Below are 25,796 nucleotides of genomic sequence, written 5' to 3'. Positions count from 1 at the left end.
CTACTCCCTCAACACCCTCAAAAAGATATTCATAATCCACGCTCTATCCTCTTCCGAGCTTATTGTCTCGAATGGGATGGACGATAGCACGATGTGATAAGGAGACTTCGTGGTTATCCCCAAGGGTGTCCCATCATGGGTGGCAATAAACATCCTCACATCTTTTTGGTTATAGGGCCAGAGAGCATCTACCTTATCTATATAGTAATGGTTCGGATTTGGGAAAGAGTGCACCTGTACACTGTAATAGTTTCCTGCTTCTTTCGGATTGGTCAGGTCTCGGATCATCATCTGTCCGTTTACGGGAACAGTCTGCACTGAATCGGGAGATGCAAGATTAAGAACCGTGTTAAGGAAATTCCTATCGTAGCTGTCAGGTAGAGAGTGAACAGGTGTGGAGAGATCCGATACAAGGTGAGCGGCTGTCAGTATCAATCGTCCGCCACCCATCAGATAAGACTCTACGGCAAACTGCAAATCCGGACTCATGCTTTTATACTTCATCTTTCCATAAGAGGGAGTACCCACCACCGTACTGCGTTGTTTACCCAAAACAAGATCCACCACCGTATATCTCTTGAGCATTTCCGGCTCTTTCTCTACACGACTGACCGATGAAGAGAAGAACGAACAACCCGAAGCCATCAAAGCCTTACCGTGAGTGTAGGGGTAGTCAAAGCTATTTCCGGCAACATGATCCACGCCAGATATATCTTTCAGATAGGGCACGCCGGAGTCATACTCTCCGAAGAGAGAGGGTGCACTCACCCTGTCAAAGCCGTTTACCACAAGTACATCTCCATGTGCCTGAATGCTTATACCGGCAGACACTATCTCGGAAGGGAAGCTCTCTCCTCCGTCATTCACTCCTGTAATCTTGAATGAATATATGCTGTTCTTCTCCACAGGGAGAAACAGAATAGAGTCGGCAACAATCAATCCGTTATCAAACCCGCCATTATTCTTCCTCGTATAGACCATATAATGGTGAGGAGAGGCAGAGGGCTCCAATGGATCGTGTCGAGGCGACCATGTCAGCACTACCGAATCTTGCCCCCAAGGCTCTACTGCGACACCGGTAGGCGGAAGAGGTTGCACCACATACTTCTGACCAAACTCGTAAGACAAAAACTTCAGAATACCTTTATATATAGCTCTCGAATAGGTAAAGCGAAAATCGGGATCAAGACCATACTGCATATCTGCACGATTTTGATGAGAGATCATTTCGAGGAGCAACGAAGGGGCATGTTGCCATGTTGCTTCCGAGTAGTTTTTATCCCACATTCCCCTCCGTACCCAATCTTTCCGGTAGGTACGCCTCAAATCCTCCATGATGGTTGTCTGCACAATATCGGTAAGATCTCTTGCCGCACTGCGAGATATACCATTGGGATAGCGACCATCCTCGTGCTGGCTGTTGTATATCCCAAGTACTCCGAAAGTCTCCTCCCCATCCCTCACGCCGGCATCCGAGTGTAGCGCAAAAGATAGGTCGATAGGGATGTTCAATCCACCCGAATAAGAAGTGGTGGGAAGCCCGCCCATCAGATAGTTTACCCACTGTCCGCGAGAACGATAGTCATCCACATAGTCATTTGCGCTCTTGCTTCCGTTGTATATACTATCGGGAACACCTGCCCACTGCATCCAGTATCTTGCACTCTCTGCATACCTCGGCATTCCACTTACAGAGTAGGTAGCAGGGATTGTACGCTTTCTTCTTCCACGTCCTACCACCTGTGGGTATCCACGCTCTACGTGTCCCATGCCTCCACCTATCTTTACCGCATCGGCTGTTACTATCTTTCCTGCCGTTGCGCTTTCGTTGGTAAGAGTTATAAAGTTTTGGTCTACCCCTTTCTTTTCAGGCTTAAAAAGAAATGTCCCAAGATAGATCCATGTACCTCCGCCCATTGTTTGGTTCACCACAAAAGTAGATACCCCTCCGGCATGATATACCGAATAGTGAGCATCTTCTACACTGTTGGGGAGCGACTTATAGCTGACATAAACAGCATATTCTGCCTCTTTTGTGATCTCCGGTATCCATGTGGCACGGCTCAGTTCTCCTTTTGTTCTGCTCTCTATCTGTCTGTAACTGCCTTGAGAAAAAGGGTTCTCGTTATCTCTCAATCTGGCAGAGGTATAAGCAAAACCGCTCTCCTTACCCTCTTCCCACTTTACACGAGCATTTCGTTCGGCATAGACACCTTTCGTCAGTACCGAAGCATCGTTATCTATGATATACTCCTCCCTGTTCAGATCCCTTTCTCGTGGCAGGAGTACCACTGCTCCGGCTTTCTCCAGCATGGGTACCACATAAGGAACGATATAGCTTTGTGTGAAGAGATCTTCCGTTGTGCCGAAAACCAAAGGGCGTTGCCACTTCCATTCGTTCTTTTGTGTATCGAAGTATCTGCCGTGACTCTGCCACACCGCAATATGTCTGCCTTGCAGACCGGCTGTTATGGCGTATGGCGTACCTGTTTTTCGGACCAACGGATACTCCGTCTTTCTCACCGCCTTTTCGCCCCACTTCTGTCGGGATGAGCGGTAGTGCTTTCCTTTATACGCTTCCGGGATAAGATCCTCTATATTCTGTCCGTCTACCCTGATGGCTATCTTGTACTCCTGCATCCCTTCGGGAAGAAGAGACGAAGCGTAGGCATATATATCTTTTACCATCTCTTCCCGATAAGGGACATTGAGACCGTTCGTATTGAGATTCAAGATAACCATGGCTCCTCCTACGGAAGCCGACTTCACCTCTACCCGTCCGGTAGAAACATTGCTAAAGGATGGATGTAGCTCTATATATTGTCCCAGAGGGGTGTACCACTGTTCTTTTCTGATGCCTCTCTGTCCCCATACAGCCCCTGTACAGACAAGACAGATAAGGAGAATAAACCAAAATCTTTTTGTACCTATCATGAAAGCAAATATAAGAGAAATATCAGAGGTTATCCCTACATTTGTGCTTAGGTAAAAAAGTTTATAGATTTTTATTTCCCCATGGTCAGACTCCTGCACAGTCGCTTTATGGAATGCTCCGGTATCTCTACGGATAGCCGGCATATTGCGCCCGGTTCGCTCTTCGTAGCACTCAAAGGCGAACACTTCGACGGTAACACCTTTGCGCTCCAAGCGTTGGCATCCGGAGCCGCATACGCTCTTGTGAGCGATGAGGCTCTGCAACACAATCCCCGATGTATCTGTGTGCCCGATACGCTGCGTGCGTTACAGGAGCTTGCGCACTATCATCGCAGGTTGTTCGATATACCTGTGGTGGGCATCACGGGTACTAATGGCAAAACCACCACTAAGGAACTGACCCTTGCCGTACTCCGTTCAAAGTACAATGTTCTTGCTACAGAAGGCAACCTCAATAACCATATCGGTGTGCCTCTGACACTTCTCAGGCTCAACCCTCGGCACGAAGTCGCAATCATCGAAATGGGAGCAAGCAAAAAGGGCGACATCGAAGAGCTGGTGAATATAGCCGAGCCGACCATCGGGCTGGTAACCAATATCGGAGCGGCTCATCTCGAAGGCTTCGGCTCTCTACAAGGTGTATTGGAGACCAAAAGCGAGCTTCCTCACTTTCTTCTCTCTCGTTCGGATGGCAGAGGAAGCTACATCCTCAATCTGGACGATGCGCTTCTCTCCGACAAGTGGAAAGGGCAAGAGACTTTCTCCTATACCACCCACAGTACAAGCCGGGCGAGACTTTTCGGAGAGCTTCTCCCATCCGATGATCCTTACCTCTCGGCTAAAATCTCTTTCGATGCGGAAACATACCACCTGAAAAGCTCGCTTGTCGGAGGCTACAATCTGCCCAACGCACTGGCGGCACTCTCTTTGGGGCATCTTCTCGGTGTCTCTCTTGAAGAGGGAATCAAGGCTATCGAAGCCTATACTCCCACCAACAAGCGGTCTCAACTCCTCTCTCTGCCGCACCATACACTCATATTGGACGCTTACAACGCCAATCTCTCCAGCATGAAAGCGGCTCTCTCCAATCTGGAGCTACTCTCCCGTGCGGAGAAGAATGTGTCTGCCATACTTGGCGATATGCTCGAAATGGGAGAAGAGACTGCCCACGTCCATACCGAAGTACTCGAAACGGCTCTATCCATACCACGCTTGTCTCCTCTCTATCTCGTAGGGGATGCTTTTGCCGAGGTATGGCACCGGTTGTCTTGCAGCCATACGGACTCTTCCGTCTATCTCTTCCGGACAAGTGCCGACCTCCTCTCCTCCTTCCGTTCAGGGGAGACACCTCTTCCGCCTGCCGGCTCTACCATCCTTATCAAGGGGTCTCGCGGCATAGCATTAGAACAGATTTTACCTGTTTTTGAAGCGGAAATCCGGTAAGATTATCCTATCGCTGTTTTAAGAAATATCTCTTAGGGGCTGTGTCAAAACTCATTTTTGCACAGCCCTTTTTGGTTCCGTCAGGACAGATAAAACAGAAGGTGCAAAGAGTGAAGCCGGAAGAAACGTACTCCCCAATCGCAACTGAAGCCGAATATCGCAAGTAGCATGGCAGTTTGTGCATTTTCACTCTTTCTCTTTTCTTTTTGCCGCTCCTTGCTACATCCCTTTCATCCCTAATGTCGCCTCGATTCTCCTTGATTTCATGCGCATCCGGATGAAAAATAGCCATTTTTAGTGATTGCAGGCATTTCGGAAAGTAAATACCTTTGCGCTGTTAAAATGGAGATGTATTGTGGCTTATCCACACTTATTACAAGCCGTTTTCTTGTCATTTATGTATGCACGTTGAGTGTTTTGTGGAGAAAACGCCTCCTTTTATCTCCTGTTTCCGAGAGGATTAGAATAACTTTAATGACAAAATAATATGATACAAAACAGACTTACAGATGTTCCCGAAACCATGCTGATAACGCTGTGGGCTAAGGCGGAAGAGGCAAAACGGGCGGATGCTCTGCTCTATGACGAAAAGGCAGTGGAGATCATTCAGAAAATAGAGTACGACTTCTCGAAGTTCAGCAAGGGGAAGTTTTCCCAAGCAGGCTGTTGCATCAGAGCAAGCCTCATAGACAGAGAAGCGAAGGAGTTCTTTGCCAAACATCCAGATGCCGTTGTGGTACAGCTGGGAGCAGGTATAGATGCCAGATATGAACGGTTGGGCTGTCCGGCGATAACACACTGGTACGATCTGGATCTGGAAGAAGCCATCAATCTGAGACGTCAGCTGCTATCCGAAAGCGAGAGAAACACCTACATCTCCTCTTCCATGTTTCACTACGACTGGGCAGACAAGGTGAACTCTCACGGCAAACCGGTTCTTATCATCTTGGAAGGTGTTCTGATGTACTTTACTCCCGAAGAGGTTCGAGGCTTTTTCGATGAGATCTGCAAACGTTTCAGCAACGCCACCGTTCTGTTCGACATGCTCGCATTCTCATTGGTCGGCAACTCCAAACGGCACGACACACTCCGCAATTTCGGAAAAAATGTGGAGTTCAACTGGTCTCTGCTCGCAACAAAAGAGATGGAAACATGGCATCCCAAGATTAAGCTCGAGAAAGAGTACTACATGAGCCAACACGACAACGGCAGGATTCCGTTTATCTTCCGAATGCTCTACAAGATCCCATACTTTTTCCGCCGTTTCAATCAACGCATTGTCAATCTCCGGATCGGCAGATAAACAATATCCTATCCGGTAACAATCTTATAACACAACATAAAAACAGAACAGATGCAGTACATCATCATTACATTTATCATCTTTTTTGCACTACGACTCGTCTCTCTATCCTTCTCCATCCGTAACGAAAAGCTCCTGCTGAAAAAGGGAGGAGTGCAGTACGGAAAGTTCAACTCCCTCCTGCTCACACTGGCTCACATCGCCTACTATTTCTCTGCACTCTATGAGGCATACACTACCGGAGTGGAGTTCAACACCATTTCGATAGCCGGTGTAGCCGTTATGGCATTTGCTTACGGCATGCTCTTCTATGTCATCTACAAGCTCAAAGATATTTGGACGGTAAAGCTCTATATCGTTCCCAATCAGCGTATCGAAAAGAGTTTCCTCTTCAGAACGGTGCGCCATCCCAACTATTTCCTGAACATCATGCCCGAACTGGTCGGGGTGGCACTCCTCTGCAACGCCTGGATGACGCTTGCGATAGGCTTTCCACTCTACTTCTGTCTCCTTGTTGTCCGCATCAGACAAGAGGAGAGAGCCATGAAAGAGCTATGGTGTGCATAGCTTGCAGATGGATCCGGAGCGAAAAACCGAACCGCCGGAGCTGTTCTCGGTTCGTTTTTTGTAGGTCATCTTGTCGGTCGGAAGTTTTGAAAGTTTCTTTCCGCACCAATCAGAGATTTTTCTTGACTCTTGAAGGTGTCCCGAAATCCTCTTTTAGGAGGTTTCGGGGTGCCTCATTTTTATATATTCCATCCCGAAAAATGCTCCCTTTTTTCGGTCTCTCTATTTTGATCGGAGGGGTCGTTTTCAGAGCACGACCAAGTTGTTAAATTTAGGCTGTTTTATTAACACAAATTCCGATACCCGTTCATCCAAAACGCTAAACGAGCATATTCTTTCGGCTTAACGTGTTTAATTTTTCAATGAACACGTTTACCGATTTCATTGAACACGTTTACCGGATTCGATTAACGTGTTTAGCCAAAAACATTAAAACACTAAGAATCAACAATCTACGTATTTTTACCCCAAAATGTGCCTGAAAAGGCAAATTTCTTTATTAGGAAACGTTTACAGAGATGGGTGTTAAAATTTACAGCTATTAACGCGAAAAAGCCCCATGAAACGGACTGAGAAAAAATTTTTTCCAAATTCGCGATTTTCTGTATCTGATTATATATTAGAGAATTAAGTTCATTTATCTATTTTATTCCCTAAAAGTAGGAGCACGAGATTCGATTTTTGGAGAGCTTCTCCGCACTCCATTTTTATATAAAAGTGCACACCAGGAAAAGCGAATAGTCCGGAGCAAAAACGATGCTCTTTCCGTTTGCTCAATAGAGGTAGGGGTGTTATCTTTGTTTCACTGAAACTAAATCCAAACATCCATGAATGAAATACGTTTGTTCCTGAACGAGATTATCTCCAAGCTCAATATCATCCCCACAGATACGGCAGATGGAGGGACGGGAAGCATTCTGCGCCCTCTGCTGATCATCGGTGTCATCCTCCTCTTTACCGTTTTGGTGGAGCTGCTTCTGCGTATAGTCTTTGTCCGACTCCTTCCAAAAATACTGGACAGACTCTCTGCTTTGGAAGACCTGAGGGTAGAAAGCCGTAAACTTCTCTCGAAGATCACACGCATCTGCTCGGTTTCGATCTTCTCCAATCTGCTGTCGCTCCCCTTCCCGATGGAGGACAATATGTTCAGAAATCTGCTCGAAATAGTTTGTAGCATATACATAGCGATACTCATCATCCAGATCTTCCACATCGCACTCGATGCTATAAGGAGCGGAATGCTCTCTTCGGAGAAGTACCGCAATACGCCGTTCGTGAACCTGTTCCAGGTTTTTAAGATCATCGTCTACTGTATCGGTGTCCTCTACATCGTCTCTCTTATCTTCAACATAGACATGAAGACGGTCTTCGGAAGCTTGGCTGCCCTCTCTGCCGTACTGCTTCTGGTCTTCAAAGATACACTTATGGGCTTTGTGGCAAGCATACAGCTATCGAGCAATGATATGATTCGCGTGGGCGACTGGATCACATCCCCAAAACACAATGTAGATGGAGACGTGGTGGAGATCTCGTTGGCAACGGTGAAGATCAAAGGCTTCGACAATACGATGTACACCATTCCGCCTTATGCGTTGGTAGCGGATCCAGTGATCAATTGGCGTGCTATGCAAGACACCGGAGCACGTAGATGTATGAGAAGTGTATATGTGGATATGAAGACGATAAGGTATGCGGATGACGAACTGATCTCCCGTCTTCAAAACACTGCTGCGCTTGGAGAGTATATCTCTAAGGTTACGGATGAAATTCGTGAGCAGAATGCACAAGTAAGCGAGAACGATCCGCTAAGTATGCGTCGCCTGACAAACGTTGGTCTGTTCAGAAGATATATTGTGGAGTATCTCAAACACAATGATAAGATAAACCAAAATTACACGCTGATGGTGCGCCAGAGAGATCCGGAAGATCGTGGTCTGCCGTTGCAGCTCTACTTCTTTACAAACACGGTGGTGTGGGTAGAGTATGAGGCGATCGTGAGCGATGTCTTCGATCATGTCTTTGCCGTGGTAAAGTATTTCGATCTGGATCTCTTCCAAAACATCAATAGCCTCGACGGTGTACAGATCCCCGACCCTGCGGAACTGCGTACCTACGTTGAGAATATCAGTAAGAAGGGGAGATAGAACTCTCACAACAACATATCCTTACCAAAAAAATAATACATAAGGGAATACAAATATTATACATAAAAACAACAACAAAGAAAGTAGAGAAAAAGAGTACAGAATAATAAAGAATAAAATAAGAGAATACTTGACAATTTGTTGTATTGCCAACAGAACTACTTGAAGGACAAATCGATTTAGCATGACTAGTGTCATTGTCACAAATAGCACCAACCGAATGGACTCAATACTAAAATCCTGTTTAGACATAAAATAAGCTATAGAGACCACTAAACACAGAGCGAGCAAAAAACGAAACAAAAAAGATTCAAGAAAGCTTGTACAAAGGCATGCATTGGGTCTTTCCCCTTGTTTTGTTACCTCATCTGGTATATACTGATTAAAACCGTAATAATAAGCCCCTTCAAAAATAAGTTCGTATACTTTTGATTGCGCTTTATGCAACCAACATAGTAAAAACACTATGAAACAACAGGAGAGAGTGATAAGCGCCACAAAAGGTAAAGATTCAAGCTGAAAAACATTAAACACAGAGGTTATTAAAAGGGGAATTATTAAGAGAATATTACGCACAAATGCTATCTGCCTTTCTATTATAGGAACCGATCCTAGTCCACCCTCTTTTTGCAAATAATAGTAAGAATGGTAGTATTTTCTCTCTATAGCTTTGTTTTCATCTTTATCTGCTTTGTAGGCCTTCATGTAAATTTCTTTAAGATTGCAAAATCTCTCCTTTTTCGCATTACTAATAGGATTTTTGCCAGAATCATTATTGTGCTTTTTTAAATATGCATAGCGATATTTCATTTCTTTACCGATGGATTTCTCATAAGATATTTCAATGTGTTTTATGTTATTCCTAAAATCTTTAAAAACCCAATCCATGAACATTTTCCAAATCAAACCTAAAAGATAAGCAAGAATAAAGAGAAGTGTATAGCGAAGCCACTCCGGAGAATCACCAGACTTTTCCGTGCTTGTCCTTATCAGATTCTTAAAATAAGGACTATAAATAATAGATGATAATATAATACCACCGGGAATAAGAACTGCAAGAAAGTCGTATGCAGAGAGTGAGAAGCTGGAGGCAACTTTATTCATAATTTTTTTGGAAGGGTATATTTTTAGTTCTTTCTATTGATTCACAAGAAACAATATCTTGTTATCTATTAACCAAATTTAGATATAAATGGTTTTCCTTGCAAGTTCATTCTTATGGCTTAATGGTATCATTTTTTGCATCTCTCGGTTCGTTTGATTGTTTGCAGACCGCAATATAAAAAGCAGGGAGCAGTAAAAGATTTACTGCTCCCTGCTTTTATAGAGAATTGAAATATTTGCTATGTCCCTTCTTTACGCTTCTATCTTGCGAGAACCATCGCTGATGACAACGTTGTACACTTTAGGTTCGTAGCCGAATCTCTCTTTGAACATCTTCTTGGCGTTTTCGATAAAGAGTTCGTAAAGCTCTTCCTTCACAAGGTTGATGGTACAGCCACCGAAGCCACCGCCCATAACACGAGAGCCGGTAACGCCACACTCTTTTGCTATATCGTTCAAGTAGTCCAGCTCTTCGCAGCTCACCTCGTAGAGTTTACTCATTCCCTCGTGTGTCTCATACATCTTTTGTCCTACGGTTTCGTAGTCGTCACGTTCGAGAGCATCGCAGACATCAAGCACTCGTTGTACTTCTTCGATGACGTATTCCGCACGCATGTAATCTTCCGAAGATACTTCGCTCTTCACCTCTTCGAGCATCGCCATGGAGGCATCACGTAGAAACTCCACCTCCGGATGGCGTTTCTGTATCGCCTTCACTACGTTTTCGCAAGACTCTCTACGCTTGTTGTAGGCAGAAGAAGCGAGTTCGTGCTTCACGACAGAGTCTAAAAGCACCAATTTATAACCTTGCGGATGGAATGGGAAATATTTATGTTCAAGCGTCTTGCAGTCCAAACGAATCAAGTGATCCTTCTTACCGAATACGCTGGCAAACTGATCCATGATGCCGCACTTTACTCCCACATACTTGTGTTCGGTAGCTTGTCCGATCTTTGCAAGCTCAAACTTATCTATCTTACCGCCTCCGAACATTTCGTTGAGCGCATAAGCGTAAGTGCTTTCAAGGGCCGCGGAAGAAGACATACCTGCTCCGAGAGGAACATCACCCGCAAAAGCGGTATTGAAACCCTTTACTTCCACACCGCGTTCGATGAGTTCACGGCAGACACCATAGATATATTTCGCCCATGATGTACGTGGAGCATCATCCGGTCCGAGCCCGAACTCGATATAGTCTTTAAGGTCTATCGAGTAGGCGCGCACTTTATCTGTACCGTTTGGCTTTATTTCAGCCATCATGCCTTTATCTATCGCACCGGGGAATACAAAGCCCCCGTTATAGTCTGTATGTTCTCCTATCAAATTTATACGTCCCGGAGAAGCGAACACTTCCCCTGTAGATCCATCGAAGTGCTTGATGAATCTACTTCTTACGAAATCTAATTCCATAGCTTCATATTGTTTATTTATATTGTAAAAGGGTTACGCACCCTTGTCGCGTTTAAGTACCTTATAGCCTACAAGTGCATAGTAGAGAAGATAGATCTCACCGGCTATCACGAGGAGCCATGTCCAGTCCCAGCCGCCAATCTTATCTGCCAGCACGCCTTGTACGAACGGCAATACCGCTCCACCTACTACCCCCATCATGAGAGCGCCCGAACCTTTAGAGGTATAGCGTCCGAGACCTTCGACAGCCAAGGAGAAGATGGCGGGCCACATGATTGAATGGAAAAGACCGGCACCTACAAGCAACCAAGGGTTCTTGGTCATCATCGTAGCGAGGATGAACAGCGTGGCACCTATGGAGGTTACCATGAGCTGAGTATTGGCTTTCACCTTGCTGAGGAAGCTGCCAAGCAGACGACCCACAAGCATACCGAACCAGTAGAGAGAAGCCATCTTACCTGCGGTTTTAAGGTCAAAGCCGAGGTCGGTAGCGTAGAGATTGATGTTTGAACCTGCTGCCACTTCCACACCTACGTATGCAAAGATGGCGATAACACCCAATGTCAAGTGGCGGAAACTCCATACACTCTCTGTAAGAACCTCGCCTGCTTTCTTCTCCGTACTTGCAATAGTAGGGAGGTTAAGGCGTGGCAACACAGCGATGATAGCCACTACCATAAGCATCAGAACAAGGATGGGGATATAGAGAGAAGTGATGTTGATGTTGAGGACATCCTGATTGGCAAAGATCACAGCGGTAACAAAAAGAGGACCGATGGTGGTCATTGTGGAGTTACCCACGCCGGCGATGGTCTGGCGTTGTACTCCGGATGTTCCCTTAACGTCGCACGCCACAATGTACGGATTGATTACAGCTTGAAGGAAAGTAAGTGCAGTACCTGCCACGAACGCTGCAAGCAAGAAGATGTAATAAGCCATCGGCAGTTCGATAGGCCCTGTGTACTTAAAGTTTTCCGTACTTCTTGCTTCGTCCAGAGTGGCTTGGAAGTTAACGATGTCGAATTTATCGAACACATAAGCAGAGATCTCATAAAGACCGAAAGCCGCCACAAGGATGGAGAGACCCAGTATAAGCGTCTTCTTGTAGCCGTTCTTCTCGATGAATCTGCCACTCACAGTACCCATCACAAGATAGGCAAGGAAGAAAGAGAAAACCAACAGAGTGGTAAAAGTATTGGTGTACTCGCCCCCTTTGATCAGGAACGCCGCCTCCATTGGTTTCTGAAGTTGCTGGTTAAGACTCGTGATAAGTCCGACAAGCGACATGAGCACCACCATTATTATAAATGGTACGGTGTAGCTTTGCTTTTGATTTGTAGTCATACTGATTTCTATTATTGTTTTTAGTTATTATCTCTCGACAGAAAAACGGAACTCGCTCTCCGAGTGGAACATCTCGCCCGGACGAAGAAGAGTAGAAGGATACTCCGGACGGTTTGGAGAGTCCGGATAGTGCTGTGTCTCGAAACAGACCGCCGAACGAGCAGGATAACGCTGATCGAACTTCCCTCTGATATTTCCGGTCATCCAGTTTCCGGTGTACACCTGCATAGCCGGTTCGGAAGAGAATACCTCCAATACGATACCGGTTTTGGGCGATGAACAGCGGCAGCAGAGCCCGTACTCTCCTTCCGGTTTATCTATTACGTAGCAGTGATCATAGCCTCTCGCCCAGATGAGCTGGTCTATCGGTGTATCTATTCTCTCGCCTATGGTATGCGGTGTAGAGAAGTCGAACGGAGTACCGATCACCGATTCCGGATTGCCGTAAGGGATTGCCGTCTGATCCGTAGGCAGGTAGTGCTTGCCCTGAATGGTGAGGACGTGATCATGGATGGAAGCATCGCCCGCACCGGAAAGGTTGAAGTAGGAGTGGTTTGTGAGGTTCAGTACAGTAGGTGCCGTGGTTGTTGCCTCATAAGTCATGTGCAAAGCTCCTTCGCCGGTCATCTTATAGGTGAGCGTTGTAGTGAGTTCGCCCGGATAGCCTTCCTCTCCATCGGCAGAGACATACTCAAGTACAAGAGTGTCCGGTGTGGCATTCTTCACGCTCCAAACCTTCGCGTTGAACCCCTGAATACCGCCATGAAGCGAGCTGGAAGTCTGGTTGAGCGGTAGCGAAAAGGTCTTGCCGTCTATGGTAAACGATCCGTTGTTGATACGATTGGCATATCTGCCACAGATGCCACCGAAATACTGCTCTTCGGAGTCTATGAACTCCTGTAGAGAGTCGTGTCCCAAAACGACATCCACACGGTTGCCGTCCTTGTCCGGAACGATCAGTGAAACTACTTTTGCGCCAAAATTGGTAATGTAGGCCTCTACGCCTTTTCCGTTGGATAGGTGATAAAGATCCACCTCTTTTCCCTCATGAGAGGTCTTAAATAAGTTCCTTTGTGGAATATGAATATTGCTCATATCTGTATGTAATATTTATACTCATTCAAAAGTACTATTTTTTGTTGATATTCTTGCTGTAAAAGTTCTAAACAGAGAGACGGGAATAATTTATTTCCACTTACTCCCGAATATTATTCAAAGAATTTCTGTTTTTGCCCGTATTCGGACTGAAATATTACTCATTGAAGAGAGCATCTCTTCGATAAGAACATCCCACGTAACAGCGATGTTTATCTGCCGGGGCTTATCCTTTAGTGCTTTTCCCCGAAACCTTTAGTGCTTTTCTCCAAAACCTTTAGTGCTTTTCCCCGAAACCTTTAGTGCTTTTCTCCAAAACCTTTAGTGCTTTTCTCCAAAACCTTTAGTGCTTTTCTCCAAAACCTTTAGTGCTTTTCTCCAAAACCTTNGCTTTTCTCCAAAACCTTTAGTGCTTTTCTCCAAAACCTTTAGTGCTTTTCTCCAAAACCTTTAGTGCTTTTCTCCAAAACCTTTAGTGCTTTTTCCCGAAACCTTTAGTGCTTTTCTCCAAAACCTTTAGTGCTTTTCTCCAAAACCTTTAGTGCTTTTCGCCCAAACCTTTGGAGAATCTTTTTCAAACCCGTTTGTAAAAACTTTTATCCCTTATCAAATCTTTCTCTAAACCGCTTCGCTTCCCCATTTCAAGGCTCGACCGGCAGAAATCACGCCTTGACCGGCAGGCTTCAAGCCTTGTTGCCTGCAAATCGGAGCTTGATTTGAAAAAGTTAATCGCTTCAAAGGAACTTTTTATGCTGTTGGGGAGTTTTTCTGAAGCAGTTCTTAATATCTATCATTAACGCTATCTTTGTTCTATGAACAAGGCGCAGAAAGATTTGGTGGTGATCATGGGACCCACGGCAAGCGGAAAGACAGCCGTGGCAGCCCATCTTGCTCTTCTTATGGGAGGTGTCATCCTGAGTGGAGACTCCCGACAGGTTTACAGAGGAATGGACATAGGAACAGGGAAAGACCTGGCAGACTACATCATCAACGGGACCAATATCCCCTATTATCTCATCGACATTTGCGAGCCGGGCGAAGAGTACAATATCTTCAGGTATAAAAAAGACTTTGCCGAAGTGATGAATGCACTACCGAAAGATACTCCGAAGATTCTTTGCGGCGGGAGCGGTCTTTACATCGAATCTGTTCTGAACGCTTACGAAATGGCAGATGTGCCGGAAGATCCGCTGTTTAGAAAAAGTCTCGAAGCCTTTAGCCTCGAAGAGCTGATAGAACAGCTGAAAGCACATACCACCCTTCACAATAGCACGGATACCTCTTCACGAAAGCGTGTGATCCGGGCACTGGAGATAGCCAAACACTCTCACTCCGGCACACTTCCGCACAAAGGCACTCCTTTGAGCTACGGCCTGTTTGCAATAGAGATCAGCAGGGAGCTGAGACGGAAGAGGATCACCGAACGGCTTCATGCCCGTCTGCAAGAGGGGATGATAGAAGAGATCGAAGCGCTTTTACGTGCCGGCGTGCCGGAAGAGATGCTGTTGCAGTACGGACTCGAATACAGATACATCACTCTCTATCTGACGGGTAAGCTAAACCGTGAAGCGGCTGTTTCTCAGCTGGAAATAGCCATACACCAGTTTGCCAAAAGGCAGATGACATGGCTTAGAGGCATGCCGAAGAGAGGGCTTGCCGTGGAATGGGTAACGCCCGAAGCCACTCCGGCAGAGACGGCACAAAAGATATTGGACAGAATAAAACAAAAACAAAACGAGATATGACCCTATTGGAAAGACTCACTTCAAGCAAAAACTTCTTCCTGCTTGCCGGTCCTTGCGCCATAGAAGACAGGGATACGGTGATGCACACGGCAGAAAAGCTGAAGGAGATAACAGAAAGACTACAGATTCCGCTCGTGCTCAAAGGTTCTTACAGAAAAGCAAACCGCTCTCGGTTGGACTCCTTTACCGGAATAGGAGACGAGAAAGCGTTGAAGATTCTGCACGAAGCAGGCAAGACATTCGACCTGCCTACCGTGACGGATATTCATGAGACTTTCGAGGCGGAAATGGCTGCGGCATACGTGGATGTGCTTCAGATCCCGGCGTTTCTGTGCAGACAGACAGACCTTTTGGTGGCTGCCGCCAAGACCGGAAAGGTGGTGAACGTGAAGAAAGGACAGTTCATGTCTCCCTCCGGCATGCGCTTCTCCGCAGATAAGATCACCGAAAGCGGAAACCCTAACGTGATTCTGACGGACAGAGGAACAACGCACGGATATGGAGACTTGGTGGTAGACTTCCGAAGCATCCCCATAATGCAGGAGACGGGACACCCTGTGGTGATGGATGTAACCCACTCTCTGCAACAGCCCAACTCCTCTTCGGGCGTGACGGGAGGCTTACCGCATCTTATCGGGACCATCGCTCGCGCCGCCATCGCAGTAGGCGCGGACGGACTCTTTATAGAGACTCATCCCGACCCCTCAAAGGCTTTGTCGGATGGGGCTAATATGTTACCTTTGTCCAAGATAGAAGAGCTGCTTGCCTTGTGTGTTCGGATACGTGAAGCAGTGGCTCGACAGTAAAAGATTAGAACAAAAGATTTAGACCCCGAAAGAGATATGAAACAGAAAGCCTCTATCCTTACTGCAAGCGCTCTGCTTACAGGTCTGGTGGCTCCGGCTGTCGCTATGCAGAAAGGGCAACATCCTCTAAGAACAAAAGATGGGAAGCTGTTCAATGTGATCTATATCATGGCCGATGACTTGGGCTATGGCGATCTCAGCTTCTACGGGCAACAGAAATTTCGGACACCCGAAATAGATCGGCTCGCAGAGAGAGGAACGGCTTTCATGCAGGCTTATGCCGGAACATCGGTCAGCGCACCCTCGCGAGCAAGTCTGCTCACCGGCTTGCATACCGGACATACCCATGTGAGAGGTAACAGAGAGATAGCTCCCGAAGGACAGGAACCGGTGGGAGACAGCACCACTTACACCCTCGGCAAGCTCTTCAAGAGTGCAGGCTATGCAACCGGAATATTCGGGAAGTGGGGATTAGGCTATCCCGGCTCGGAAGCGACACCCGACAAGATGGGCTTCGATGAGTTTTTCGGTTACAACTGTCAGCGGATGTCTCACCGTTATTTCCCCGTTTACCTTTGGGATAATGACAGAAAAGTGTTCTACCCGGAGAATGAAAACGACGGCAGGAAGACCTTTTCGGGTCATGAGATCCACCGCCGGGCATTGCAGTTTATAGAGCATCATCAAGATGAACCGTTCTATGCAATGCTGACCTATACGCTTCCGCATGCAGAGCTTAATCTGCCTCACGACTCCATCTACCATTCATACATCGGGAAGTTTCCGGAGGAGAAGCCGTTCGTTTACAGGGGCGGTTATCCCGCATCGGAGCGTCCGTACACCTCTTTTGCCGCAATGGTTGCGCAGCTGGACGCGTACGTCGGAGAAGTGGTGCGGAAAGTGGAGGAGCTTGGAATGGCAGAAAGAACCATCATTATAGTAACCAGCGATAATGGTCCGCACAGAGAAGGCGGAGCGGATCCGGATTACTTCAAAAGCTACGGACCGTTGCGCGGTGTGAAGAGAGACCTTTACGAAGGAGGCATACGCGTTCCGTTCGTGGTCTATTGCCCCGGACTCGTCCCGGCATCGAGGAGAGAAGAGACCCCGATAGCCTTTTGGGATTTGATGCCGACCTATGCCGCCATGGTGGGACGCACGCTCCCTGCCAAAACGGACGGGCACAACATATTGCCTCTATTCATGGGGAAGAAGCAGTCGAAGCTATCGAAGCGCACGCTCTACTGGGAGTTTCATGAAGACGGAGGCAAACAGGCGGTACGTCTTGGCGATTGGAAGCTGATCCGAACCCGGATATCAACCGGCGCTCCCAAGCTGGAGCTGTTCAACATCGCCAAAGACATCAGGGAGGAACAGAACCTCATCGACCGCTATCCGAAGGTGGCGAAAAGCCTTGAAGAGATCATGGAGAGGGAGCGCACGGAGTCGAAGCTGTTCGATTTCGGTCGAGCCTCCTTCCTCAAGCGTCAGCAGGCACAAAAGAGTACCACAAACTAAACATAAGATATAAGATATGAAGCCAACACTATTTGTTCTCGCTGCCGGAATGGGCAGCAGATACGGCGGACTCAAACAGCTCGACGGAGTGGGTCCAAGCGGAGAAACCATCATGGACTACTCTATCTACGATGCTCTCCGTGCCGGTTTCGGGAAGCTCGTCTTCGTGATCCGAAAAGATTTTGAAGAGGATTTCCGCAAAATCATTGTCTCAAAATATGAGAAGCACATCCCTGTGGAGGTGGTTTTTCAGGCGATAGACGCCCTGCCGGAAGGCTTCAAAGCTCCGGAAGGAAGAGAGAAACCATGGGGAACGAACCATGCCGTGATGATGGGCGAGAGCGTGATCGACGAGCCGTTTGCCGTGATCAATGCAGACGATTTCTACGGCAGGAACAGCTTTGAAGTCCTTGCCGAAGAGCTTCGCAACATGGCAGGCACCACAGGAAGATACTGCATGGTGGGTTATCGGGTCGGCAACACGCTTTCCGAGAGCGGTACGGTGGCCCGCGGTGTGTGCGAAAAGGATGCCGACGGCTACCTCACGACCGTTGTGGAGCGTACCGATGTTGCCAGAGTAGACGGCAAGATCTGCTTCACCGGAGACAACGGAGAGAAGGTCGAGACAGACGAACTCACTCCCGTTTCCATGAACATGTGGGGGTTCACTCCGGACTATTTTGCTCACTCGACCACGGCTTTTGTAGACTTTTTGCGTGAAAACATCAACAAGCCGAAGGGCGAATTTTATATCCCCTTGGTGGTAAACAATCTGATCCGAGACGGAAAAGCCACCTGCAAAGTACTCGATACGACCTCCAAGTGGTTCGGTGTAACCTATGCGCAAGACCGTCCGGAGGTGGTGGCAAAGCTCCAAAAGCTTGTGGATGAGGGCGAATACCCTAAGAAGTTGTTCGCTTAAGCTCCTTACATAGAGCGCAGGCTCCAACCGTCAATCCCATAAAACATGGCAACATCAGCCGGAAGAGATCCTTTCCCGGCTGATGTTTTTATATCCGGAATCGCTCTCCGACCGCCCTTTTGCTCTTCTCCGAAACGGCTTTGAAAGAAGAAAATACACCTCTCCGAAACGGAAAGAAAAAACTTCTGAAACCAACGGGATAAAGCCTGAGCAAAAAAGCTGTATAGCTTTCCTCAGATTCCTGTGGTGTTTTCTTGGAATTGTTTTTGCGGTTTTCTCTGTTTCCTGTTATGGCGCGATGTCAAAGAGGTCGATGTCGAGCGTCAAAGTATTCACCCTGAGCATTCTCCCCGACAGAGCGGAAGGGAGTCCGAGCAGAACTTTGACCGCCTCGGCAGCCATGAATGAGCCGATCACGCCGGCAGCTGCCCCAAGCACTCCCACGACAGAACGGTCGGAGGCAGGGTCGTAGTCGGCAAAAAGATCGCGATACCCGCCACTGCCGTTGTGGTGAAACAGCGAAGTCTGACCGGTGAACTCCGACACGGCTCCGTACAGATACGAAATGGAGAGCGCCGCAGCCGTCTCATCCATCAGGTAGCGAGTGGCAAGATTGTCGCAACCATCAATCAAAAGGTCATATCCGGCAGCTATGCGCATTGCATTCTCCGCAGAGAAAGGTTCGTTGTAAGCGACCGGCGAGCAAGCAGAATCGAGCTTGCGCAGACGCTCCGCCGCCACAATGGCTTTCGGCCTGCCCAGATCTTCCTCCCGATAAAGGATCTGACGCTGGAGGTTGGAGAGGCTCACGGTATCGAAGTCGACAATCCCGATCTGCCTCACTCCGCATGCAACGAGATAGTAAAGGATGGGAGAAGCGAGTCCGCCCGCACCCACAACCAATACTTTCTTGGAGGAGAGCCGGCGTTGTCCCGCCTCTCCGATCTCAGGGAGCATGGTCTGCCTCCGGTATCTCTCCGAGAAAGAGGCTTGAAGAGAAGTGTTCACATCCATTCGTCCCAGTCTTTCCACACAGGTTCGTACCCTTTTGCTCTGATTGCCACAGCCATCTCTTCCACGCTTCTTCCATCGTTTATGACAAACTGCTCCAGCTCTTTGTGAGGAGCGGAAGCGTATCCGCCCGGCTCTGTGCTCGATGCTGCACTCATCGTCGTAACGCCTATGCGCATCGCCATATCCCGGAACTCCGCACTCTCTCTGGTGGAAAGAGATATATCAACTTCCGGGTCGAAGATACGGTAAGCGCATATCAGCTGTGCCATCTGTCTGTCGCTGATAGGATCTTTCGGCATGAAAGATCCGACATGAGGACGCAATCGAGGCAGAGAGATGGAGTATTTGGTCCTCCAGTGAGTGCGCTCCATATAACGCAGATGAAGGGCTGTGAAGAAAGAGTCGGTACGCCAGTTTTGAAGTCCGAGCAGAGCACCTATACCTATTTTATTCACTCCCGCAGTACCGCAACGGTCGGGAGTCTCCAGCCTGAAACGGAAGTTTGCTTTCTGTCCGCGGGGATGAAAGTCCGGATAGGTGCGTTCGTTATAGGTCTCCTGATAGACACAGACATAGCTGATGCCGGCATCGACCAAGCGGGCATACTCTTCCGTCAGAAGAGGCTGAACCTCCAAAGAGATCTGCGCAAAGTGAGGACGCACGGCTTTTACGATCTTCTCGTAGTAGTCCGCATCCGTCAGACGAGGAGCCTCTCCCGATACAAGAAGAAGATGTCGGAAGCCCCACCTTTTCAGTACCTCTATCTCTTCCATCACCTGATCCACTTCCAGCTTTACTCTGTGAATCTTGTTATGACAGTTGAAACCGCAATAGACACAAGAGTTGGAGCAGTGGTTCGATACATAAAGCGGAATGTACATCTGGATGGTACGACCATAACGTCTCAGTGTAAGCTCTTCTGCCTTCTTCGCCATCTCTCTTAGAAACGGCTCTGCGGCGGGAGAGATAAGGGCTTTGAAATCTTCCGGAGTGCAACGCTCCTTGGATAAAGCTATCCGCACATCCCGGTCTGTCTTGTTGAAAATGGAATTCTCTTCGGTATCCCAGTCGTGCTTGATCAGTTCATCATAAAAGGTCATCGTCTCTCTTGTTTCAGGTTGGCATATCTTAATCGTTGAAAAATCCGTCTATCGGAGAAGTTGCAGACGCGCAGTTCATCACCGCCGGCAGTCCTGCCTCATAGGCTATGCGCCCTGCCTCTACGGCAAGTTTGAACGCTCTTGCCATTGCTACGGGATCACCCGCACTGGCAATAGCGGTGTTGACAAGCACTGCATCCGCCCCCATCTCCATCGCTTCCGATGCATGAGAAGGAGCACCAAGACCGGCATCTATCACTACCGGAACGCGGCTCTGTTCGATAATGATCCTAAGCAGATCACGAGTAGAAAGCCCTTTGTTGGTACCTATCGGAGCACCGAGAGGCATTACCGCCGCCGCTCCTGCCTCCTCCAAATATTTACACAAGATAGGATCAGCCTGAATATAAGGCATTACTATAAACCCCTCTTTAGCCAATACTTCCGTGGCTTTAAGCGTCTCGAACGGGTCGGGCAAAAGATACTTGGGGTCGGGATGAATCTCCACCTTTATTATACGAGAGCCGAATGCCTCGTATGCCAAACGTGCTGCAAAGATCGCCTCTTCGGCGTTCCGCGTTCCGGATGTATTGGGCATCAGCTGCACCCCGGGGCGTCTTATCGCTTCCACGAGACGGTCATGCTCATTGTCCGTTTCCACTCTCTTTAATGCCACGGTTACCAGCTCCGACCCGGATGCATCTATTGCCCGATACATCTGTTCGTTGGAAGCAAACTTCCCGGTGCCCAAAAACAGACGGGACGAGAAGCTCTGATCTGCTATGATAAGCTTTTCCATACTTTTTTATCTCTATCTCTTTGGTTTATTAAATTCTCTATTCACTGCCTCGACAAGGGCAACACTCTCTTCGTAGGGAGACTCGGCGTGATTGATAAGCCCCGAAAGCGCAACGCCTTGTACTCCCATCCCCGCAAGTTCTCCCAAATCTTCCTTCACGATACCTCCTATTGCAAAGAGAGGAAGAGGCAGGGGGAGCTGCCGGTTATAGGCAACCAATCTCTGCATACCCTCTTTCCCCAGTATCGGACTCAAGAGTCTCTTTGTCTCCGTATGTCTGTAAGGTCCCACTCCCACGTAGTCCACGCCTTGAAGAGCCCTCATTGCAATATCTTCCGGTCGGTTGCATGTTCCTCCCACAATCTTATCAGGTCCCAATCTTTTGCGAGCTTCCGATGGCGCAATATCTTTCAAACCCAAATGCACGCCATGTGCATCGCAGGCAAGAGCTACTTCGACATCATCATTGATAATGAGAGTACCGCCGTAGCTGTCCACCAACTTTTTCAGCGGAAGAGCCAAAGAGAGCCTCTCCGATGAGGTTGCCTCTTTCATCCGAAGCTGAATCCATCTCACTCCGGCATCAAGAGCAGCTTTCGCCCGGCTCAATACCTCTTCTTTGTCGTAACTGTCGGTGATATACTGCAAACGGTACGCCGAGAGTCTCGCCTTTTTAGAGAGCAAGCCCGAATGGTCATGAGTGCCAAGGAGAGTGGCATTGGAGCGACGAAGAGCATCCACCAAAAGCTGGGATAAACGGCATGCCGTCGGAAGATCGTACCCTTGCGCCAGTCGTGTGGCTATGCCTGCGGAGAGGAGACATCCCGTTCCATGCTTATCCCAAGGGGTACGAGGAACGGTGAAGACGCAGCTCGTACCATCCGACAACAGGAGAATATCTTTCACGCAAGATGATTCGGAAAAATCTCCATGCCCTCCTTTCAGCAGGATGTTCACACGATATTTTTGAGCCAAAACCATCAACTTCTCCGGCTGAACGGTACCAAACAACCGCTGACACTCCGGAAGATTGGGAGTTATAAGAGTGATGCTCTCCAACAGCTGCTCCAAGACATCTTCCTCCCAACGTTCATGGAGCGCATTATCCGAGGCTGACGCTTTCAATACAGGGTCCCAAACAATATGCCTTACTCCGTTCTTCTTCAACACCGAAGCGATGAGAAGAGCGTCTTCAAGCGAACTCACAAGTCCGATCTTGGCAGCCAACGGACGATGTTTTTCCAAAAGACATTTCAGAGGAGCCTTTATCTGCTCGGCGGGTATGGGCAGACACTTCTCAAAATGAAGCTCATGCTGCACCGTGAGAGCCGTGATAACGGAAAGGGGATAACCGCCCAAAGCCTCTATGGCTCTTATATCTGCCGCCACGCCTGCACCCGAACAAGGGTCATGCCCGGCGATGGTAAGCACTTCGGGACGAGGAAGTCGGAGAAAAGCCTCTTCAAGATTTTCCCCTGCCTCTGCAAGGTATCCCAAAACGGCACAACCCGAAAAGCCCCAATCCGAAACCCTGACAGCTCTCTCCGGAGTGATACCACCCAAAGCGATGACCGAGAATGGAAGCGAGGAGAGTTCGGCTCTGCACTGCTCTCTATCCAGACTTCCCCGATAACCGGGCTTGGATATGCTGTCGAACAGAGGGCTCAAAAGGGCATACGAAGGCACGAACGGCAATGCGCGCAACTCCTCTATGCTGTGAACAGAAACGGATATGCGCCCCACTCTCTTCTGCCATTCCGCATACTCGGAGAGGCGATCGGAGCGGAGATGAACTCCTCCAACTCCGGCGGTCTCCACCAAATCGAAATGGTCGCAAAGCACCACTCTGTGCCGATACTCCGGCTCGATGGCACATATTGCCGCTTTGTAAGCCTCACGGGAAGCGTTCGGAAGTCGCAGATGAAGAGCTTCCAATCCCAAGGCAAACAGGCTGTTGTATCTGCCTATAACCTTAGGGGTAGCATCGGGAGGTGTTATTACTATAAGCATTGTTCCTTATCTCGTTAGGGAATAGAACTGTTCTTCTCCTGTTTATGCTTCCTCTTTTATTCTGTTGTGCAGGTTTTTGGACGCACGCATAGAGCAGAAATGTTCTCCGCACATCGAGCAGAAGTGAGCCGTCTTATGCCCCTCTGCCGGGAGTGTTTCGTCATGAAACTTCAGTGCGGTCTCGCTATCCAAAGCGAGGTGAAACTGATCTCTCCAGCGGAATTCGTATCGAGCCTTGCTCATGGCATAGTCTCTGAAGTAAGCCGAAGGGTGTCCCTTGGCAAGGTCTGCCGCATGAGCTGCCAGCTTGTAGGTAATCACACCCTCCTTTACATCGTCTCTGTTCGGAAGACCAAGGTGTTCTTTCCGTGTAACATAGCAGAGCATGGATGTGCCGTACCACCCTATCATGGTTGCTCCGATAGCGGATGTTATATGGTCGTATCCCGGTGCAATGTCTGTAACCAACGGGCCAAGCGTGTAGAATGGAGCCTCATTACAGAGTTCGAGTTGCAGCTCCATATTTTCCTTTATCTTCTGCATGGGAACGTGTCCGGGTCCTTCGATTATAACCTGCACATTGTGTCGGTCTGCAATGCGAGCCAGTTCTCCCAGTGTGCGAAGCTCGGCAAACTGCGCCTCATCATTGGCATCCGCAATGCTTCCGGGGCGAAGACCGTCACCGATGGATACCGCCACATCGTAGCGTGCAAGGATCTCGCAAATCTCCTCGAAGTGTTCGTAAAGGAAGCTCTCCCGCTTGTGCATCGTACACCAATTCGCCATAATGGCTCCTCCACGAGAGACTATGCCGGTAAGCCTGTTCATTGTGAGCGGAATGTGTTGCCAACGAAGACCGGCATGGATAGTGAAGTAGTCCACCCCTTGCTCCGCCTGCTCTATGAGGGTATCCTTGTAGATCTCCCAGTTGAGCTTGGAAACATCCCCTTTTACCTTCTCTAAAGCCTGATAGAGAGGCACTGTACCCACCGGTACGGGCGAGTTTCTCACAATCCATTCACGTGTTTCGTGGATGTTGCGACCGGTGGAGAGATCCATTATTGTATCCGCTCCCCAGCGAATAGCCCACACTGCCTTCTCCACCTCTTCCTGAATGGAGCTGGTCAGAGGCGAGTTCCCGATATTGGCATTCACCTTTACCAGAAAATTCCGACCTATAACCATCGGTTCGCTTTCGGGGTGGTTGATATTGGCAGGCAGGATGGCACGCCCGGCTGCTATCTCTTCACGGACAAACTCCGGCGTGATAAGCTCCGGAAGATGTGCGCCGAACGACTCCCCTTTCTCCTTCTTGTACTGCTCTTTGATCTGATCGCAGAGCTGATTTTCACGGATAGCCGCATACTCCATTTCGGGAGTGATGATGCCGGCTCTGGCATAAGCCAGCTGTGTAACGCACTTGCCCTCCTGCGCCACAAGCGGATGATCTTCCAGGTGTTCAAAGCGAAGATAATCGAGACGACTGTCTGCACGACGCTCTCGACCATATTCGGAAGTGAGGTTCTCCAACCTCTCCGTATCTCCGCGAGCGGCTATCCACTCTTGGCGGAGCTTGGGCAGTCCCTTGCGTGGATCCGCATGATAGTCCGGATCTGTATAAGGACCGGAAGTGTCGTACACCACTACCGATTCGTTTTCTGTCCGTACACCTTTGTCGTCAATAGTAGGAGAGAGATCTATACGGCGCATCGCCACTCTAATATTGTGCATCTTGCCGGGAACGTAGATCTTTACGCTGCCGGGCAGAGGCCCTGTCGAAATAGTCAGATTTTCTGTTTGGTCTTTTGCTCTCATCTTATAGCTTTTTCTTTTTGATGTTATTGTGTGATATGTTTTCTGCGTTGTGTGGTTCATCCGCCCCGTACTGCTCCGATGATGAGTATATCATCTCCCGGTCGGATTATGGTCTCTGCCCATGCCGTACGCTTGATGATGGTTTTATTGATAGCGACGGCGACATGCCCATTCTCCCATCCATGCTCTTTCAGGATGGTTTCCAGCGACCTGTTTTCCGGTATCTCTATCCGTTCTCTGTTGAGTGTAATCTCCATATTTCCCCATAGATTTAATACGTTAAACAAGCATACAAATAAAAAAAGCAGCTAAGCCGAAGACTTAACCACCATAAATATCAAAGGGGAAAATGGACGAAATATAAAGCTGCAACCATGGCGCAAACGCGCCACCGTATGATGAAGACTTCTTTTCCCTACGCCGGCATTATCCGGATCAGGTTACGGGTATCATCTCAGCCTATACACGATATTCTGCTTACACAGATCCATATATATGGCACCCCCAAGAATGTTGATGGGTTAGTCTTTTTGCCTAACCGAGCACAAAGGTACACTATTTCCCGAAAGATCAAATGTTTTTTATAAAAAAGTAGCCGACAGAGGGCAAGAAGATAGACATTTCCACTCTTTATTCCTTCTCCCGCCCCCTTTTACCCCCACACATTTTTCTCCAAACGTGTCTAAAAGCCTCTCTAAACGTGTACACTTCCGCTTTTTAACG

19 protein-coding genes and 1 riboswitch are annotated in these 25,796 nt (G+C 48.2%); of the genes, 8 read left to right on the top strand and 11 right to left on the bottom strand.

Going from position 1 to position 25,796, the window contains the following annotated elements:
• On the bottom strand, positions 1-2,934 hold the full coding sequence (locus tag HQ43_RS06245; RefSeq protein WP_081964560.1) for a golvesin C-terminal-like domain-containing protein: 2,934 nt from the start codon (positions 2,932-2,934) through the stop codon (positions 1-3).
• A gap of 81 nt (positions 2,935-3,015) precedes the next feature.
• Between HQ43_RS06245 and HQ43_RS06240 the strand changes: the two genes are divergently transcribed.
• The 4 genes from HQ43_RS06240 (at position 3,016) to HQ43_RS06215 (ending at position 8,391) form a co-directional block, all read left to right on the top strand.
• Positions 3,016-4,377 carry a UDP-N-acetylmuramoyl-tripeptide--D-alanyl-D-alanine ligase gene (locus HQ43_RS06240; protein WP_036791195.1) on the top strand — a complete coding sequence of 454 codons (1,362 nt, stop codon included), beginning with the start codon at positions 3,016-3,018 and terminating at the stop codon, positions 4,375-4,377.
• 487 nt (positions 4,378-4,864) lie between these two features.
• Positions 4,865-5,680, top strand: a complete 816-nt coding sequence (locus HQ43_RS06230) for a class I SAM-dependent methyltransferase (RefSeq protein WP_036791189.1) — start codon at positions 4,865-4,867, stop codon at positions 5,678-5,680.
• A gap of 51 nt (positions 5,681-5,731) precedes the next feature.
• Positions 5,732-6,247: an isoprenylcysteine carboxyl methyltransferase family protein gene (locus HQ43_RS06225; protein ID WP_036791186.1), complete on the top strand. Its 516-nt coding sequence runs from the start codon at positions 5,732-5,734 to the stop codon at positions 6,245-6,247.
• A gap of 827 nt (positions 6,248-7,074) precedes the next feature.
• Positions 7,075-8,391, top strand: coding sequence for a mechanosensitive ion channel family protein (locus tag HQ43_RS06215; protein WP_052103113.1), 1,317 nt, complete (start codon positions 7,075-7,077; stop codon positions 8,389-8,391).
• A 21-nt stretch (positions 8,392-8,412) separates the two neighbouring features.
• On the opposite strand, the gene HQ43_RS06210 is transcribed toward HQ43_RS06215, so the two are convergent.
• The 4 genes from HQ43_RS06210 to HQ43_RS06195 all read right to left on the bottom strand — a co-directional run bounded on the left by HQ43_RS06210 (position 8,413) and on the right by HQ43_RS06195 (position 13,344).
• Positions 8,413-9,495, bottom strand: a complete 1,083-nt coding sequence (locus tag HQ43_RS06210; protein WP_036791179.1) for a hypothetical protein — start codon at positions 9,493-9,495, stop codon at positions 8,413-8,415.
• Positions 9,496-9,747: 252 nt separating this feature from the next.
• Entirely contained in the window at positions 9,748-10,905 is a 1,158-nt protein-coding gene (gene galK, locus HQ43_RS06205; protein ID WP_036791175.1) for a galactokinase, read from the bottom strand.
• Between the two features lie 33 nt (positions 10,906-10,938).
• Positions 10,939-12,249, bottom strand: a complete 1,311-nt coding sequence (locus HQ43_RS06200) for an MFS transporter (protein ID WP_036791172.1) — start codon at positions 12,247-12,249, stop codon at positions 10,939-10,941.
• 27 nt (positions 12,250-12,276) lie between these two features.
• Positions 12,277-13,344: an aldose epimerase family protein gene (locus tag HQ43_RS06195; protein ID WP_036791169.1), complete on the bottom strand. Its 1,068-nt coding sequence runs from the start codon at positions 13,342-13,344 to the stop codon at positions 12,277-12,279.
• Positions 13,345-14,156: 812 nt separating this feature from the next.
• On the opposite strand from HQ43_RS06195, the gene miaA reads away from it, so the two are divergent.
• From miaA to HQ43_RS06175, 4 genes are read left to right on the top strand one after another with little or no spacing between them, the layout of a single operon-like run.
• The gene (miaA, locus tag HQ43_RS06190) at positions 14,157-15,089 is read left to right on the top strand and encodes a tRNA (adenosine(37)-N6)-dimethylallyltransferase MiaA (protein WP_036791166.1); all 933 of its coding nucleotides are present in this window, start codon (positions 14,157-14,159) and stop codon (positions 15,087-15,089) included.
• Positions 15,086-15,895, top strand: coding sequence for a 3-deoxy-8-phosphooctulonate synthase (gene kdsA / locus HQ43_RS06185; protein WP_036791163.1), 810 nt, complete (start codon positions 15,086-15,088; stop codon positions 15,893-15,895). Before miaA ends, kdsA begins: the two co-directional genes overlap by 4 nt.
• 36 nt (positions 15,896-15,931) lie before the next feature.
• Positions 15,932-17,413 carry an arylsulfatase gene (locus HQ43_RS06180; protein ID WP_052103112.1) on the top strand — a complete coding sequence of 494 codons (1,482 nt, stop codon included), beginning with the start codon at positions 15,932-15,934 and terminating at the stop codon, positions 17,411-17,413.
• Between the two features lie 16 nt (positions 17,414-17,429).
• Positions 17,430-18,335, top strand: coding sequence for a glycosyltransferase family protein (locus tag HQ43_RS06175; protein WP_036791160.1), 906 nt, complete (start codon positions 17,430-17,432; stop codon positions 18,333-18,335).
• A 288-nt stretch (positions 18,336-18,623) separates the two neighbouring features.
• On the opposite strand, the gene HQ43_RS06170 is transcribed toward HQ43_RS06175, so the two are convergent.
• From HQ43_RS06170 to thiS, 6 genes are read right to left on the bottom strand one after another with little or no spacing between them, the layout of a single operon-like run.
• Positions 18,624-19,367 (bottom strand): HesA/MoeB/ThiF family protein, encoded by a 744-nt coding sequence (locus tag HQ43_RS06170; RefSeq protein WP_152567491.1) that lies wholly within the window; start codon positions 19,365-19,367, stop codon positions 18,624-18,626.
• Positions 19,340-20,449, bottom strand: coding sequence for a 2-iminoacetate synthase ThiH (gene thiH / locus HQ43_RS06165; RefSeq protein ID WP_036791155.1), 1,110 nt, complete (start codon positions 20,447-20,449; stop codon positions 19,340-19,342). Before thiH ends, HQ43_RS06170 begins: the two co-directional genes overlap by 28 nt.
• 28 nt (positions 20,450-20,477) lie before the next feature.
• Positions 20,478-21,248, bottom strand: a complete 771-nt coding sequence (locus HQ43_RS06160; RefSeq protein WP_036791152.1) for a thiazole synthase — start codon at positions 21,246-21,248, stop codon at positions 20,478-20,480.
• Positions 21,249-21,260: 12 nt separating this feature from the next.
• The gene (gene thiE / locus HQ43_RS06155; protein WP_052103111.1) at positions 21,261-23,258 is read right to left on the bottom strand and encodes a thiamine phosphate synthase; all 1,998 of its coding nucleotides are present in this window, start codon (positions 23,256-23,258) and stop codon (positions 21,261-21,263) included.
• A 42-nt stretch (positions 23,259-23,300) separates the two neighbouring features.
• Entirely contained in the window at positions 23,301-25,073 is a 1,773-nt protein-coding gene (gene thiC / locus HQ43_RS06150; RefSeq protein ID WP_036792639.1) for a phosphomethylpyrimidine synthase ThiC, read from the bottom strand.
• Between the two features lie 56 nt (positions 25,074-25,129).
• The gene (gene thiS, locus HQ43_RS06145) at positions 25,130-25,330 is read right to left on the bottom strand and encodes a sulfur carrier protein ThiS (RefSeq protein ID WP_036791150.1); all 201 of its coding nucleotides are present in this window, start codon (positions 25,328-25,330) and stop codon (positions 25,130-25,132) included.
• Between the two features lie 137 nt (positions 25,331-25,467).
• A riboswitch (TPP riboswitch) is annotated at positions 25,468-25,589 on the bottom strand.
• Positions 25,590-25,796 lie beyond the last annotated feature (207 nt).

The sequence above is a fragment of the Porphyromonas canoris genome (assembly GCF_000769115.1).
GTDB classification, from domain to species: domain Bacteria; phylum Bacteroidota; class Bacteroidia; order Bacteroidales; family Porphyromonadaceae; genus Porphyromonas_A; species Porphyromonas_A canoris.
Note: the sequence above shows the minus strand (reverse complement) of the source record. Positions and strands in the feature narration are given on the sequence as shown.